The organism is Thermotalea metallivorans (genome assembly GCF_001562415.1).
Taxonomy (GTDB): domain Bacteria; phylum Bacillota; class Clostridia; order Peptostreptococcales; family Thermotaleaceae; genus Thermotalea; species Thermotalea metallivorans.
Genome location: NZ_LOEE01000001.1, coordinates 1 through 14,973, shown reverse-complemented (window position 1 = coordinate 14,973; position 14,973 = coordinate 1). Strand labels below are relative to the sequence as shown.

The window sequence follows — 14,973 nt, the reverse complement described above, 5'->3', positions numbered from 1 at the left end:
AGAATTAATATTTGATACTTTCGTATCCAGCTTCGAAAGTGCCAAAATTTATTCAACCGTTAAAGAAGCTGTGCAGAGCTTCCTTGACAAAGATCAGGTAGCTTAGTCAAACTTGTAAAGTGGTATAATATACATGTTATTCTATAAATAAATCAATGCACCACTCAATAATATCTGTCATTGTTCAATAGGGAGGGAATGAGATTGAAATATTTGAAAATGAATAAGATTATAGCTTTTAGCATTGTTTTTATCATTGGAGTCATTGCATATCAACTACCTTCATATCTAGACAGAGATGAAACGAAAAGTGATTATACTTACAGGTATATGTCCGTTGTACAATCATTGGAACTATTAAACAACAGGATAAAAAATGAGACAAAGAAGGAAAGGCTAGAAAGTATGGATATCAGATATATAAAAAACTGTTTTAGAAAGGCTGAAAAGGATATAGCTGCTTATGTATCAACAATGAAACCTCCAATAGATGCAAAGTCCAGAAGAATATGGGAACTCTTAAATAATGATATTTATAGTATGGTCCTGAAATTAAATAATAAAATACAGAAACAAGAAGAGATAAGTATAAAAAACATAAATTGTTTAGAAGAATTAGCGGCTTTGCTAGATCATTTGATAAGCACTATGAAAAAGATGGACAGCAGTAAATATTTACTGCTGTCACAGGAACAAATATTATCAATAAGAGAATCCATTCAAAACATACTAAGTACATGCAATTAAGAACGTTCAGAAATAGTGCCTTCCAAATGATCCGGTTTTTCCAAGGTAATATGTCCGATCTTTCCGCTCCTAAATTCATCCAAAATTATATTTGCCGCTCTTCCGTAATCTATCCTTCCTCCGGAAAAAATACAGCCTCGCCTTAGGGCAATATTTTCCATATTCTTCAAAGGGTCATCTTCTAAATCGTTCAATTGATAACGCCCTTTTATGCATTGAGGATATGTATGGCAAAGGTATTGGAGAAGCCGTAGGGCAACGGTTTCTATATCCAAAATTTCATCTTTGATCGCCCCGGTAAAGGCCAGCTTGTATCCCACTTCCTGATCCTCGAATTTGGGCCATAAAATCCCCGGAGTATCTAAAAGTTCAATATTTCCTTTTAATCGAACCCATTGTTTCCCTTTGGTCACACCGGGTCGGTCCCCTGTCTTTGCACTTTTTTTCCCGGCCAATCGGTTAATAATGGAAGATTTTCCTACATTAGGCACACCCACAATCATCGCACGAACAGGTCGGGGTCTCATACCCTTTTGAACCAGCTTTTGGATTTTTTCCTTAGCCGCTTCTTGAACTTCTCCGATCAGTTTGTCCAATCCCTCTCCATTTAATGAATTTACCGCTACTGCTTTGCTATGATGTTTTTGAAAATACATGATCCACTGATCGGTTATTCTTGAATCTGCCAAATCACTTTTATTCAATACAACCACCCTTGGCTTGTTTTCCACAATCTCATCGATCTGGGGATTTCTGCTGCTGATGGGAATCCTCGCATCCAACAGCTCAATCACAACATCCACCAATTTTAAGTTTTCCTTTATCAATTCTTTCGTTTTTTTCATATGCCCGGGATACCAATTGATATGCATACTTATCACCACACATTTTACATGATTTTTCCCAAACTGCGAAAGGGCCAAATTCGAAAAACGGCTCTTCCCTTCACAAGTTTTAGGGAAACCGGACCTACATCTTTAAACCTGCTGTCTTTACTATTATTCCTATTATCTCCCAGAACAAAGATGGTATCTTTTGGCACCAGTCTTTTGCTGAAATCTCCTAAAGTTTTTTCTAAAATATAAGGTTCCTTTAGGACTTGCCCATTCACAATCACTTCTCCATTTGCAATTTCCACCGTATCGCCCTCCACAGCAATTACCCTTTTGATAAAATAATAGGTCCTGTCATGGGGATACTGAAATACTACGATCTCTCCTTTTTCCGGTTTTTGCATTCTATATTCAAACTTATTCATGATGAGACGGTCATGATGTCGAAGGGTGGGGATCATGGAATTTCCGTCCACCTGAATCGTATCCACAACAAAGGTTTTGATCAATATCGCCAGAAGGAGAGCGATTCCTATGGCCTCAAGCCATTCCCGCATTGCTTTATTCCCGTTCTCCATTGATTCACCTCAAATACCGGCACATTTCCAGTGCCTGATATTGACAAAGGGACTGTGACCAGTCCCTTTGAAATTAAAACATTTTTTCTTTAACCTTAGCTGCTTTTCCTGTTCTTTCACGAAGATAGTTAAGCTTCGCTCTTCTGACTTTGCCTTTTCTGACAACTTCGATTTTTTCAATCTTAGGCGAGTGCAGCGGTAATGTTCTTTCAACACCTACACCGTAAGAAATTCTTCTGACAGTGAAAGTTTCTCTTAAACCACCATTTTGTCTTTTAAGAACAACACCTTCAAAGACCTGAATTCTTTCTCTGTTACCTTCTTTTACCTTTAAGTGAACCTTTACAGTGTCACCGATATTAAAAGCAGGAATATCAGATTTCATTTGTTCTTGCTCAATTGCTCTGATGATATCCATGGTTGTCCCTCCTTCCTTCCTAGACGTTCATATCCCATACCGAATAGAGGACCGTCCGTATTGCCACAAACAATTATAGCATATATCCTATTGCAAAACAACCATTATTTTGCAATGCAATCCTTTTCCAATGCTTCAATGATTTTTCTTTCCTCTTTGCTCAAATCCTTTTTTTCCATATACTTTATTATGAGATCAGGACGATTTTTCATCGTAATTCTCAAAGCCTCTTCTTTTCGCCACTGTTCAATCAATTTGTGATTTCCCGACAGCAGCACATCAGGAACTTTCAATCCACGAAATTCACTGGGCCTTGTATACTGGGGATATTCCAACAATCCCGAATAAAAGGATTCATCCATAAAGGACTCTGCCTGTCCTAAAACACCCGGGAGCATCCTTGCCACAGCATCAATGACCACCATCGCAGGCAATTCTCCACCGGTCAGCACATAATCACCAATGGAAATTTCATCGGTTACCCAGTAATCAATTACCCTTTGATCCACGCCCTCATAATGCCCACATAGAAAAATCAATCTTTCCTCCTTCGCCAGTTCCACGGCCATCCCTTGGTGGAAAGTTTTTCCCTTGGGAGACATATATATGATTTTGCATCCTTGGGCTTCCATGGCCTCCAGGGCAGAAAATATCGGTTGTGGCTGCATCACCATCCCCGCTCCTCCGCCATAGGGATAATCATCCACCTGTTTATGCTTATTTTGGGCATAATCCCGGATATTCACAAGATGTATATCCAGAATTCCCTTCTCCCTTGCCCTGCCGATGATGCTTTCCCCTAAGGTTGCCCGAAACATTTCCGGAAATAGTGTCAATATGTCTATTCTCATTCGATCAAACCCTCAATGATTTTCACAATGATCATCCCTTTATCCAGGTTGACTTCTTTGATGAACTCCCCTACCGCCGGGATCAGGATGGTTTTCTTAGGGTCCTTATCAGAAACAACCTCATAGATGTCATTCCCCGCCGATTGAATTACATTCTTCATGATGCCAATCAACTCGTTTTCCTCAGAATAAACCTTTAAACCCACCAAATCCGTAATAAAATAGGTATCCTCCGGCAATTTCCTGGCATTTTCTCGGCTGATGGTGATATATTTATTTTTATATTTTTCTGCCACATTGATATCATCAATACCTTTTAGCTTTAATATGACAAGGTTGTTTTTATATCTTACCCTTTCAATAAAAAATTTTTCCTTTGTATTCGCATCCATATAGACCCATTCCAATTCCTCAAAACGCTCTTTATAATCGGTAAGGGGATAGACACGCACTTCCCCTCTGATTCCTTGGGTATTAACGATTTGTCCTACCTTCAGCAGTTTTTCCACGTTTATTCACCTGCCTAAATCCATATCTTACTAGACACGCAGTCATCATTCGTCCTTGTTTTCATTATTTGCCATATCCCACAGGAGTATACCCTGTCTATATTATAAGAGGATTAGGAAATCCTAATCCTCTTATAGGTTTTATTGAATTATCTCAACCACCACTCGCTTATTTTCCTTAGTAGCTGCAGCTTTCACCACGGTTCGGATAGCCTTTGCAATTCTACCTTGTTTTCCTATGACTTTCCCCATATCTTCCGGAGAAACCTTCAGCTCAATAATTAGTGATTGTGTTCCTTCAATTTCTGTAACAACTACTTCATCTGGGTTGTCTACTAACGCTTTCGCAATTACTTTTACCAATTCACCCATTGATTACACCCCCCGAAAGCTTTTCTATGCTTTCTTAGACTGCTCAAACTTCTCTAAAACACCATATTTTTTAAATAGATCTCTTACTGTATCCGTAGGTTGAGCACCATTTTTTAACCATTTGATAGCCTTTTCATCGTCTATTCTCACTTCTACCGGATCAGCAACAGGGTTGTAGAATCCAACCTCTTCAATAAATCTTCCATCTCTTGGTGAACGAGAATCTGCAACTACAAGTCTATAGAAAGGCTTCTTCTTAGCTCCCATTCTTTTTAATCTGATCTTTACTGCCATTGTATTCACCTCCTTTGAAAATATCATGTAAACTTATTTTCCAAAGAATGGAAATTTCATTTTTCCACCCTTTTTCATACTCTTTTCCATGTCTGCAAACTGCTTCATCATCTTTTTGGTTTGCTCGAACTGCTTTAACAAATTATTCACCTTTTGCACGGTCATGCCACTTCCCTGGGCAATCCTTTTTCTTCTGCTGCCATTGATAATGGATGGATTTCTTCTCTCCTCAATGGTCATGGAACGAATCATGGCTTCTATGTGTATCAATTCTTTGTCATTCATCTCTAAATTTTTTAATTGTTTTGTATTGGCTCCTGGAATCATCTCAAGAAGCTGGCTTAAAGGTCCCATCTTTTTCATCTGCTGCAGTTGTTCCAAGAAATCCTCAAAGGTAAATTCCTGGGTTCTGATCTTTTTTTCCAGCTCCCTTGCCTTTTTCTCGTCAAAACTGGCTTGTGCTTTTTCGATGAGGCTCAGCACATCACCCATGCCAAGAATTCTCGAAGCCATGCGATCAGGATAGAAGGGTTCCAATTCACTTAGTTTTTCACCCATTCCCACAAACTTGATGGGCTTCTGGGCAACAGCCCTTACAGATAAGGCAGCACCACCCCGCGTATCTCCATCCAGCTTTGTCAGGATAACCCCATCTATCCCTAAGCGGTGATTGAATGTTTCCGCCACATTTACGGCATCCTGCCCTGTCATGGCGTCTACTACCAATAAGATTTCATGGGGTACTACTTCCTTCTTGATATTTTCCAGTTCTTCCATCAAATTTTCGTCAATATGCAATCGACCGGCCGTATCGATAATGACCACATCATTCCCATGCTTGTTCGCATGCTCAATACCTGCCTTGGCAATATGCACCGGACTCACCTTGTCTCCCATGGAAAACACAGGTATATCCAACTGTGCCCCTACCACTTGAAGCTGTTTGATTGCCGCAGGTCTGTATATATCCCCCGCAATCAACAGGGGTCTTTTGCCCATCTTCTTTAAATAACCGCCAAGCTTGCCTCCTGTGGTGGTCTTACCAGCTCCCTGCAATCCTACCAGCATAATCACCGTAGGTGCCTTAGGAGAAAAATTCAATTTGCTTTGGGTAGTACCCATCAAGGCCGTCAGCTCTTCATGAACAATTTTAATCACTTGCTGACCAGGCGTTAAACTTTCCATCACTTCATGGCCCACAGCCCTGTCTTTCACTTTATCTATAAAATCTTTTACTACTTTGAAATTTACATCTGCTTCCAACAATGCCAGTTTTACTTCCCGCATGGCATCTTTCACATCTTTGTCTGTAAGCTTTCCCTTACTTTTCAATTTCTGCAAAGCTCCTTGAAGCTTTTCCGCCAATCCTTCAAAAACCATTGTTTCACCTCCCCAGGGTGACTATTTTTCTAAAATTTCATTGGCTATTTTCTTAATCTTGGCCATTTCCTCTATAACATAATCAGGTTTCGATTTGATCAAGTGCTTATTCTTTTCTATTTCTTCAACGATTTTCACAATTTTTTCAACACGTTCATTTGTTGCAGCAAATTTTTGGACTAAACCTAACTTTTCCTCGTATTCAAATAAAATTTTCTCTGTTCTCTTGATTGTGTCATACACAGCCTGCCGACTCACACCCAATTGTTCGGAGATCTCGCCTAATGACAGATCGTGACTATAGTACAACTGTATGATCTCCTGCTGTTTTTCCGTCAATAACTGTCCATAGAAATCATATAGCAGACTGATTCGGAGTATTTTATCAAACATTGTAACACTCCCTCAAAAGACACATCTGTAAAGGTTTTATCCTTTACAGATGTATTCTATACTAGAATGATGCACTTGTCAATCCTTTTTTCACATCAAAAAAGCAATAATGCCAAAAAAGCCTTTTTTATTCTTCTCCGAACAAAGCATTCACGAATTCTTTTGGTTTAAATTCTTGGAGATCATTCATGCCTTCTCCTACACCAATCAACTTTACCGGGATATTCAATTCCGAGGAAATTCCAAGAATTACACCGCCTTTTGCCGTACCATCCAATTTTGTCAGTACAATTCCGCTGACATCCACAGCATCATTAAATATTTTGGCTTGCTGTATTGCATTTTGCCCTGTGGTAGCATCCAATACCAGCAGAATTTCTTTTGAGGCTTCTCCATATTCTCTCTCCACAATCTTGCGAACCTTGCCCAGCTCATTCATTAAATTGGTTTTATTGTGCAGCCTTCCTGCCGTATCACAGATCAGCACATCAATTTTTCGAGCTTTGGCAGCTTGGATGGCATCGTAAATCACTGCTGCCGGATCGGAACCTTCTTGGTGCTTGATGACATCCACGCCTACCCGATTGCCCCAAATCTCCAGCTGATCAATGGCAGCCGCTCTAAAAGTATCTCCGGCAGCCAAAAGTACTTTTTTTCCTTCACTTTTTAATTTATGGGCAAGCTTTCCGATGGAGGTGGTTTTCCCTACGCCATTCACTCCTACGACTAAAATAATTGCAGGCAGGGGATCCATATGCAATGCATGGGATTTATTCAGATCCAATGTCTCCCACAATATCTCCTTTAAGAGACTTCTCAAATCCCTAGCTTCCGAAATTTTTCTTTCCTTAGCCTGGCTCCTTAGTTTATCAATAATTGCCATCGTTGTGCTTACACCCACATCAGCAGTAATTAGAATCTCTTCGATTTCTTCAAAAAGCTCTTCATCCACTTTCTTATATGCCTTTAATACCTGGTCTACTTTCGCAGTAATTCCCTGGCGTGTTTTTGTCAAGCCTTCCTTCAATTTCGCAAAAAAACCTGTTTTTTCTCTTACAGGCTCTTCTTCCGGCCATAACTCCTTTTCTACAGGTATTTCCTCAATTTCTTTCTCCCCATCTATCTCTTCCCCACATAACATCTCTTCTCCCTCCCATACTTTTTCACATCCTTCATGGGATTCTGCCGTAAATTCGTCCATTCCTTCCTGTTGCACTATTTCCTTTCTGTCTTCTTTTTCTTCATTTTGCTCTTTTTTCAACTTTGAAATCCATTTTTTCAACATGTCGATCCCTCCAATTTTAGCTTGCTTTCTCTGTAAGTTTTACAGAAACCAATTTAGATACCCCCTGTTCCTGCATGGTTACGCCATAGAGGGCATCCACGGATTCCATGGTTCCTTTTCTATGGGTAACAACGATAAACTGGGTATCCTTAGAAAATTCCCGTAAAAAGCTGGCATAACGATATACATTGGCTTCATCAAGGGCAGCCTCTATCTCATCCAAGACACAAAATGGCGTAGGTTTTACCATCAAAATGGAGAACAACAATGCAATCGCCGTCAAAGCCCTTTCTCCTCCCGATAGCAGAGACAAATGCTGCAGTTTTTTTCCGGGGGGCTGGGCAATAATTTCAATTCCCGTATGAAGAATGTCATTCTCATCTTCTAACTTTAGTTCTGCTCGGCCTCCTCCGAATAGCTTTTTAAATACCTGATCAAAATTCTCCTTAATTTTTTGGAAATACTCCATAAACTGCGTCTTCATGGTGCCTTCCATTTCTTTAATTACCTTATGAAGAGAATCTTTGGCTTGGATCAGGTCTTCTTTTTGTATGGATAGAAACTCATACCTTTCCAGGACTTCCTCATATTCTTCGATAGCATTCAAATTCACATTCCCCAGATTTTTCATCTGTTCTTTCAAGCTCTTTATCTGTTTGGAAGCCTCTGTAAAATTCATATCTTCCTTTTTATACTTTAAGGCCTCCCCATAGGTAATCTCATAATCTTCCCATAGCCTGTTGCAGCAGGACTCTTGTTGCATTTCCAGCCGTGCCAGCTTTATCTCAAGCTTATGGATACTATCCTGCAACTCAGCAATCGTTTCATTAATTCTGCCAAACTGTTCCTCCATACTTCGAAAAGCCCTGTCCACTTCTCCCCTTTTGCCCTTGAGCTGGGACAGGTTAAATTCATACTGTTTCCTTAATACCTCTATATCCTTGATCTCTATTTGCAGACTGGCAAGCTGCTCCATATAATGGGCCTTGTTTTTTTCCAAAATATCCTTCTCTTTTATTTTGGACTGTTTTGAAACTTCTAGGCTTTGCAGTTTCCCTTTGCAGTTTTCAATATTTAACAACAAATTCTGCCTTTTTTGTTCCAAAGCCGCTATGCTTACCTTTAAGTTTGTTACTTCACTGTTCAAGCGATCCCTGAGGACTTTTTCTTCTTCATAGGAGTTTTTGCTATGGGAAACCCTGTCCTGTATTTCCTGCTGTTTTTGTTCTAACAATCTGATTTCCATTGTCTGGACTTCTATGGCTTTTTCCGTTTCCACCCGATCTTTATCCAGCTGTTCTAATTCTATGTCGATGCGATGTATATTCTCCTTGTAACCCTCTATTTCTCTTTTGAGCTGCTTGACTGCATTTTCACAGTTGATATGCTCAATTTCTTTCTGCTTCAGCAACTGATCCTGTTCATTTACTTCCAATAGGGTGTCCTGCAATTGCTTCTCATATTCTTCAAGCCTTTTTATTTCATGTTTGCACTGCTCCTGGAGCAGTATCAAGCTTTGACCCAATTCCTCAATTTCCCTTTTTCTGCTTAATAAATTCAAAGTCTTAGAACTATAGCTTCCTCCTGTAATGGATCCCCCCGGATGAATGATATCTCCTTCTAAGGAAACAATCCTATATTTGGATTCGCATTTTTCGGCAAATTGAATTCCATTTTCAATCTTATCCACAATGATGACTCTACCTAGCAGGTAATGGAATATCTCTGCATATTTTTCTGCATAGTTTACCAAATCTGCGGCGTATCCGATAATTCCCGGAAATTGCTTGAAATTGTTTTTATTTTTGGACAATGGGTCATTGCCTTTGATCATATCCATGGGCAAAAAAGTTACCCTTCCCAAATGGTGCTTTTTCAAATAACCAATGACACGATTGGCATCCTCGGCCCTCTGGCAAATGATATTTTGCATGGCGCTTCCCAAAGCCACTTCGATGGCAATCTCGTAGTCTTTGGGAACATCGATCAATTCTGCTACCACCCCATAGATGCCAGCACCCAGAACTTTATCTTTTCTTGTTGCCATCAGGGTACTTTTCACGCTTTTATGAAATCCTTCATATTCCTTTTGCATTTCCTGCAACAGGTTTTTTCTCGTTAAAATTTGTTGCATCTTTTGTTTTGTGGCGTCATATTCTTTTTGCACCTGAACGATGGCATGTTTAAATTCCTCCGCCTGCCGTTGAAGTTCACTTTTTGATCTTAGCAGATACTGGCGGGTTCCAGCAATATTGTCTAACTCCTTCTCCTTTTCTTCCATACTCCCCAAAATCATGTCCTTTTTTCTATGGAGATTTGTTTTTTCTTCTCGGAGTTGATTTTGTCGTTTGATAATATTGCTATTGAGAGTAATAAAACTGTTCAATTCACTTTTTTTGGACGCCATCTGGTTTAGTATCTCAATGACATTCCCCTTGGATTTTTCCATCTCCTCTTCCTGCTGCTCTATAACACCGGTGATTCTCTGAAAATCCATGGTTTTGGATGTAAGTTCCTTTTGCTCCTTCTGTATAAGATCTTCCAATTCCCACAGATTCTGCTCCATGTTTTTGAGCTGTTTTGCAAGCATGTCCCTGCTTCCTTCGATCTCCGTAATTTCACTATCCAGCCGGGCCACGTCGTTGGCAGTATGGAGGATTTTCTCCTTGCAAAGTCCTAACTCCCCTTCCTTTCGTTCGATGGAATGCATTGTTTCAAAAATATTATTTTGCAGGGACTGAATCGATTGGTCCATCTCTTCCAGCTGACTTTTAAAATTTTTATACTTTCCTTCTATTTCCTTTTTATTGCTGAGATAATTGTTCAATTGATCAGCGATGACTTGCTCCTGCTCCCTCATGGTTTCGATTTTAAACTTCAGCTCTTCCAATTCCTTTACAAACATATTGATCTCTAAAACAGCCAATTCACTTTTATAAGCCTTATACTTCTTTGCCTTCTCGCTCTGTATTCGTAAAGGTTCTATCCGTGACTCCAGCTCACTGGTGATATCATCAATTCTTGTCAAGTTTTGCTTTGTATTTTCTAATTTTTTTTCTGCTTCTTCTTTTCTCGTTTTATATTTTACAATCCCGGCTGCTTCTTCAAAAAGAAGCCTCCTATCCTCTGACTTGTTGCTTAATATATCATCGATTCTGCCTTGTCCAATAATAGAATATCCGTCAATTCCTACCCCTGTATCCATGAATATTTCCTTGATGTCTTTTAAACGACATAAGGATTTATTGATATAGTATTCGCTTTCACCGGATCGATACACCCTCCTTGTGATCGTCACTTCCGTATAATCAATGGGCAACTTTTTTTCTGAATTATCCAAGGTTAAGGAAACTTCCGCCATTCCTAAGGGTTTTCTATTGGTTGTCCCTGCAAAGATTACATCCTCCATTTTGCTGCCCCTCAAGGTTTTGGCGCTCTGTTCTCCCAATACCCATCGAATCGCATCGGATATATTGCTCTTTCCGCTTCCATTAGGCCCCACAATGCCCGTTACACCTTTTTCAAACTCTATCTCTATTTTATCTGCAAATGATTTGAAACCATTGATTTCAACCTTTTTTAAGTACAAGTCCAACACCTCTTTTTTGCATAATAGCTGCTAATAATTTTATCATATATCTAGCCATATTGAAATAAGCACAAAATCCTCTTTTTGGAAAATGCAAAATTGATGGAGAAAATCACCATGCAATCTGAAACCTATCCAAAGGAAGGATAGGTTTCAGATTATATGATCCATATATTCTCTTATATTCAAGGACAAGGTTCTTTGATTTCCCTCCAATATCCTCATCATTCCCAATGGCAAGTCAGCATTTCCTACAATCCTTATCTTCCAAATAAAAAATCGTTTCCTCATCCATTCTATATTTTCTTTCTTCTGCCCTACCAAACTGGATATATGTTGGGGATGGACCTGTATTTCCATAGAAGGAATGTGGTGGATCTGATGTCTCGTAAGAAACCTTCCCAATGCATCCTGAAGGATTGCAGATTCCACCAATTGCCGAAAAGCCGGATGGAAAGGACCTGCCACTACCTCTTTTCCTATGGTCACTGCTTCTGTAGGCTGCAAGCCAATCCGTATCACGGCAATATCATGTTTCATGAATTTCAGTAACAGCCTTTTGCAAATATCCACCGCCTCCTCCAAGGAAAGGGGCATATATAAGCCGGACATATACATTTTTTCAAGCATTGTGTTCTTGATAACCAGCGTAGGATAAATTCTTACGAAATCCGGTTGAAGGGATATGATGGCATCAGCCGTAAAGTTTATGGTTTCCCAGGTATCCCCTGGCAGGCCCACCATCATCTGCAAACCGATTTTCACATCATAATCATCCATGATCTCCACCGCCCGGATGACATCATCGGGTGTATGTCCGCGGCAGCTAGCCCTTAATACGGCTTCATCCATGGACTGGACCCCCAGTTCAATTATGGAAACCCCATAGGCAATCAAAAAGTCCATGACTTCTCTGCTTATGTAATCGGGTCTTGTGGAAATTCTGATATCCTGAACCAGCCCTTTCCTTTTCCATTGGAAGGCAATAGAGAGCAATTCCTCCTGTTTTTGGATTTCGATCCCTGTAAAACTTCCTCCAAAAAACGCAATCTCTACATGTTTTTCCTTAGAACTCGCCATGGTAGAAAGCCATTGTTTAATTTTCTCCTCTACTTCCCTGGCTGTAATATCCGTGTTCTGGCCGGTAATTTTTTTCTGATTGCAAAATATGCAGTCATAGGGACAACCCCGGTGGGGTACAAAAATAGGAATAATATAATGATTTTTTCCCATGTTATAAAACCTCTTTTAAGGCTTCCTTCGCAGCATTTTGTTCTGCCTCTTTTTTGCTTTTTCCTGAACCTGTTCCTACAATTTTATCTCCAATTTTTACATGGACATGGAAGACTTTGTCATGGTCGGGGCCTTCTTCACCAATCACTTCATAGGTGATTTTCTCAGAATTCTCACTTTGTATCAGTTCCTGCAGATGGGTCTTATAATCTTGGTGAATTCTGCCGTGAATTGCATCATCAATGATATCCTTGAGACTCTCCAGAATAAAATGTTTTGCTTTTTCCAATCCTCCATCCAAATAAATCGCTCCAATAATTGCTTCAAAAGTATCTGCCAAGATAGAGACCCGCTCCCTGCCTCCTGTAACGTCCTCTCCCTTGCCCAGTAAAATAAATTTCCCAATATCCATTTTCTTGGAACAAGTGGCCAGGGAAGGCTCACAAACAATGCTTGCCCTGATCTTGGTAAGCTCTCCTTCCTGAAGGGTAGATAGATGATTATACAAATAATCACTAATCACTATGCTCAATACGGCATCCCCCAGAAACTCCAGCCTTTCATTATATTTCATATGCTTTTTCTTGTGCTCATTTGCATAGGAACTGTGGGTAAGGGATTCACTTAATAGCTTTCGATTATGAAATTGATACCCTAATTTCATCTCTAATTCCTTTAGACATTCCATGCTGCCGTAATTTTTACTGTACATTTGTACCTCCCAAATCAAAACGAAGTCTTTTGCTTTACCATTATTTATTGTACACCTTTTTTTCTTATTTTAAAAGGCGAATTATTCCAAAGGCACAAAAACTGCTGGCACACAAGAAAGGGAAGACCGATGGCAGTCTCCCCAAGCTATAGAAAAAGCAATGTAATGGGCAAGAACCCTTGAGATTTCGGCTTCGTCGAGAATCAGCAAACCGCTTTTTTCCTTAATTTTTATTTAGAAAAGCGGCGCAGGTCTGAGCAGGAAGCCAAATCTCAAGGGTTTGTGTATAAACTCAAAGGAGACCGATGGCAGCCTCCCATAAATTCATATTTTATTCATATTTTTTAAATAGAATAGATGCATTATGTCCGCCAAATCCTAGGGAATTGGAAAGGGCATAGTTTATCTCTCTTTCCCTACCCTTGTTTGGAACATAATCCAAATCACATTCCGGATCCGGCGTTGTATAATTGATCGTTGGCGGCAGGAAATGATCATTGATGGCCATAATGCATGCAATGGCTTCAATGGCCCCCGCAGCCCCAAGAAGGTGACCGGTCATGGACTTTGTTGAGCTTACGGCCAATCGATAGGCGTGCTCTCCAAATACGGATTTAATCGCCATGGTTTCAAATTTATCATTATAGGGTGTGGATGTGCCATGGGCATTAATATAATCAACGGCCTCCGGTTGAATTTGGGCATCGATGAGGGCATTTTTCATCGCTCGGGCTGCACCTTCCCCCTCCGGTGCCGGCGCCGTAATATGATAAGCATCGGCACTCATGCCATAACCCACAATTTCTCCATAAATGTGTGCTCCACGCTTCAATGCATGTTCCAATTCCTCCATTATAAGGATACCGGCACCTTCTCCCATCACAAAACCGTCCCGGTCCTTATCAAAGGGTCTGCTGGCCCCCTTTGGATCGTCGTTTCTTGTAGACATAGCCTTCATAGAACAGAAGCCGGCAATGGACAGAGGTGTTATAGAAGCTTCTGCTCCTCCTGTAATCATAATATCCCCATCTCCTCTTTGAATAATTCTAAAGGCTTCTCCGATAGAATTCGTCGAGGAGGCACATGCGGTTACAACCGTCGTATTGGGACCCTTAGCCCCAAAGGTCATGGAAACCTGCCCCGCACCGATGTTGGAAATCATCATAGGAATGAAGAAAGGACTCACCCTTCCCGGTCCCTTGGTCAGCAGTTTTTCATGCTCCTTTTCCAGGGTTTCAATGCCGCCGATTCCCGAACCCAGGACAACGCCGAATCGATAGGGATCTATTTTTTCTATATCAATTGCCGCATCCTCTAAAGCCATTTTGGATGCAGCTACGGCAAATTGCGTAAATCTATCCATTCTTTTTGCTTCTTTCTTGTCCATATACTGATTAGGATCAAAATCTTTTACCTCAGCCGCAATTTGCGTATCATAATTCAATGGATCAAATTTTGATATTCTGTCGATTCCACTCTCCCCCGATTTTAAAGCCTGCCAGTATACATCTTTGCCTATACCGATGGGAGTAATGGCTCCAATACCTGTAACTACAACCCTCTTCTTCAATAAAAAAACCTCCCTTATTTCCTCTCAAAAATTGAGTCATCTATATGAATTTGAATCTGACTATTCAAAATTGCATGTTAGGAATCGAGTAGGAGGTAGATAATTAATTTATCTACCGTCCTCTCACACCACCGGACATACGGTCCCGTATCCGGCGGTTCATCAGGATTAATATCACATAGAAAGCCTTTTAGTTAGAGTAGTGAATC

Annotated in this window: 15 protein-coding genes; 1 reads left to right on the top strand and 14 read right to left on the bottom strand. The window is 40.2% G+C overall.

The window, feature by feature from the left end; genetic code table 11:
* Positions 1 to 204: 204 nt before the first annotated feature.
* Positions 205 to 747 (top strand): hypothetical protein, encoded by a 543-nt coding sequence (locus tag AN619_RS00075; RefSeq protein ID WP_068553839.1) that lies wholly within the window; start codon positions 205 to 207, stop codon positions 745 to 747.
* On the opposite strand, the gene ylqF is transcribed toward AN619_RS00075, so the two are convergent.
* From ylqF to fabF, 14 genes are all read right to left on the bottom strand, one after another.
* Positions 744 to 1,619 carry a ribosome biogenesis GTPase YlqF gene (gene ylqF, locus AN619_RS00070; protein ID WP_068553837.1) on the bottom strand — a complete coding sequence of 292 codons (876 nt, stop codon included), beginning with the start codon at positions 1,617 to 1,619 and terminating at the stop codon, positions 744 to 746. The genes AN619_RS00075 and ylqF overlap by 4 nt on opposite strands.
* A gap of 17 nt (positions 1,620 to 1,636) precedes the next feature.
* Positions 1,637 to 2,158: a signal peptidase I gene (lepB, locus tag AN619_RS00065; protein WP_068553835.1), complete on the bottom strand. Its 522-nt coding sequence runs from the start codon at positions 2,156 to 2,158 to the stop codon at positions 1,637 to 1,639.
* 73 nt (positions 2,159 to 2,231) lie between these two features.
* Positions 2,232 to 2,576: a 50S ribosomal protein L19 gene (rplS, locus tag AN619_RS00060; RefSeq protein WP_068553833.1), complete on the bottom strand. Its 345-nt coding sequence runs from the start codon at positions 2,574 to 2,576 to the stop codon at positions 2,232 to 2,234.
* A 104-nt stretch (positions 2,577 to 2,680) separates the two neighbouring features.
* Positions 2,681 to 3,427: a tRNA (guanosine(37)-N1)-methyltransferase TrmD gene (gene trmD / locus AN619_RS00055; protein WP_068553831.1), complete on the bottom strand. Its 747-nt coding sequence runs from the start codon at positions 3,425 to 3,427 to the stop codon at positions 2,681 to 2,683.
* Positions 3,424 to 3,936 carry a ribosome maturation factor RimM gene (rimM, locus tag AN619_RS00050; RefSeq protein ID WP_068553829.1) on the bottom strand — a complete coding sequence of 171 codons (513 nt, stop codon included), beginning with the start codon at positions 3,934 to 3,936 and terminating at the stop codon, positions 3,424 to 3,426. The genes trmD and rimM overlap by 4 nt, the downstream gene beginning before the upstream one ends.
* 141 nt (positions 3,937 to 4,077) lie before the next feature.
* The gene (locus AN619_RS00045; RefSeq protein WP_068553827.1) at positions 4,078 to 4,308 is read right to left on the bottom strand and encodes a KH domain-containing protein; all 231 of its coding nucleotides are present in this window, start codon (positions 4,306 to 4,308) and stop codon (positions 4,078 to 4,080) included.
* 24 nt (positions 4,309 to 4,332) lie between these two features.
* On the bottom strand, positions 4,333 to 4,602 hold the full coding sequence (rpsP, locus tag AN619_RS00040) for a 30S ribosomal protein S16 (protein ID WP_068553825.1): 270 nt from the start codon (positions 4,600 to 4,602) through the stop codon (positions 4,333 to 4,335).
* 33 nt (positions 4,603 to 4,635) lie between these two features.
* Positions 4,636 to 5,982, bottom strand: coding sequence for a signal recognition particle protein (gene ffh / locus AN619_RS00035; RefSeq protein WP_068553823.1), 1,347 nt, complete (start codon positions 5,980 to 5,982; stop codon positions 4,636 to 4,638).
* A gap of 21 nt (positions 5,983 to 6,003) precedes the next feature.
* Positions 6,004 to 6,375 (bottom strand): YlxM family DNA-binding protein, encoded by a 372-nt coding sequence (ylxM, locus tag AN619_RS00030; protein ID WP_068553821.1) that lies wholly within the window; start codon positions 6,373 to 6,375, stop codon positions 6,004 to 6,006.
* Between the two features lie 127 nt (positions 6,376 to 6,502).
* A complete protein-coding gene (gene ftsY, locus AN619_RS00025; protein WP_068553819.1) occupies positions 6,503 to 7,660 on the bottom strand; it encodes a signal recognition particle-docking protein FtsY in 1,158 nt (385 codons plus the stop codon).
* Between the two features lie 16 nt (positions 7,661 to 7,676).
* Positions 7,677 to 11,249, bottom strand: a complete 3,573-nt coding sequence (gene smc / locus AN619_RS00020; protein ID WP_198153195.1) for a chromosome segregation protein SMC — start codon at positions 11,247 to 11,249, stop codon at positions 7,677 to 7,679.
* 153 nt (positions 11,250 to 11,402) lie between these two features.
* On the bottom strand, positions 11,403 to 12,482 hold the full coding sequence (locus AN619_RS00015) for an elongator complex protein 3 (RefSeq protein WP_068553817.1): 1,080 nt from the start codon (positions 12,480 to 12,482) through the stop codon (positions 11,403 to 11,405).
* 1 nt (position 12,483) lies between these two features.
* The gene (gene rnc, locus AN619_RS00010; RefSeq protein ID WP_068553815.1) at positions 12,484 to 13,194 is read right to left on the bottom strand and encodes a ribonuclease III; all 711 of its coding nucleotides are present in this window, start codon (positions 13,192 to 13,194) and stop codon (positions 12,484 to 12,486) included.
* 331 nt (positions 13,195 to 13,525) lie between these two features.
* Positions 13,526 to 14,764 carry a beta-ketoacyl-ACP synthase II gene (gene fabF, locus AN619_RS00005; protein ID WP_068553813.1) on the bottom strand — a complete coding sequence of 413 codons (1,239 nt, stop codon included), beginning with the start codon at positions 14,762 to 14,764 and terminating at the stop codon, positions 13,526 to 13,528.
* Positions 14,765 to 14,973 lie beyond the last annotated feature (209 nt).

Bases quoted from the DNA above. Each gene is read 5' to 3' on its own strand.
- ftsY (WP_068553819.1), bottom strand. From the start codon at position 7,660: ATGTTGAAAAAATGGATTTCAAAGTTGAAAAAAGAGCAAAATGAAGAA.
- rnc (WP_068553815.1), bottom strand. From the start codon at position 13,194: ATGTACAGTAAAAATTACGGCAGCATGGAATGTCTAAAGGAATTAGAG.
- lepB (WP_068553835.1), bottom strand. From the start codon at position 2,158: ATGGAGAACGGGAATAAAGCAATGCGGGAATGGCTTGAGGCCATAGGA.
- AN619_RS00045 (WP_068553827.1), bottom strand. From the start codon at position 4,308: ATGGGTGAATTGGTAAAAGTAATTGCGAAAGCGTTAGTAGACAACCCA.
- trmD (WP_068553831.1), bottom strand. From the start codon at position 3,427: ATGAGAATAGACATATTGACACTATTTCCGGAAATGTTTCGGGCAACC.
- ffh (WP_068553823.1), bottom strand. From the start codon at position 5,982: ATGGTTTTTGAAGGATTGGCGGAAAAGCTTCAAGGAGCTTTGCAGAAA.
- ylqF (WP_068553837.1), bottom strand. From the start codon at position 1,619: ATGCATATCAATTGGTATCCCGGGCATATGAAAAAAACGAAAGAATTG.
- rplS (WP_068553833.1), bottom strand. From the start codon at position 2,576: ATGGATATCATCAGAGCAATTGAGCAAGAACAAATGAAATCTGATATT.
- rpsP (WP_068553825.1), bottom strand. From the start codon at position 4,602: ATGGCAGTAAAGATCAGATTAAAAAGAATGGGAGCTAAGAAGAAGCCT.
- ylxM (WP_068553821.1), bottom strand. From the start codon at position 6,375: ATGTTTGATAAAATACTCCGAATCAGTCTGCTATATGATTTCTATGGA.
- AN619_RS00015 (WP_068553817.1), bottom strand. From the start codon at position 12,482: ATGGGAAAAAATCATTATATTATTCCTATTTTTGTACCCCACCGGGGT.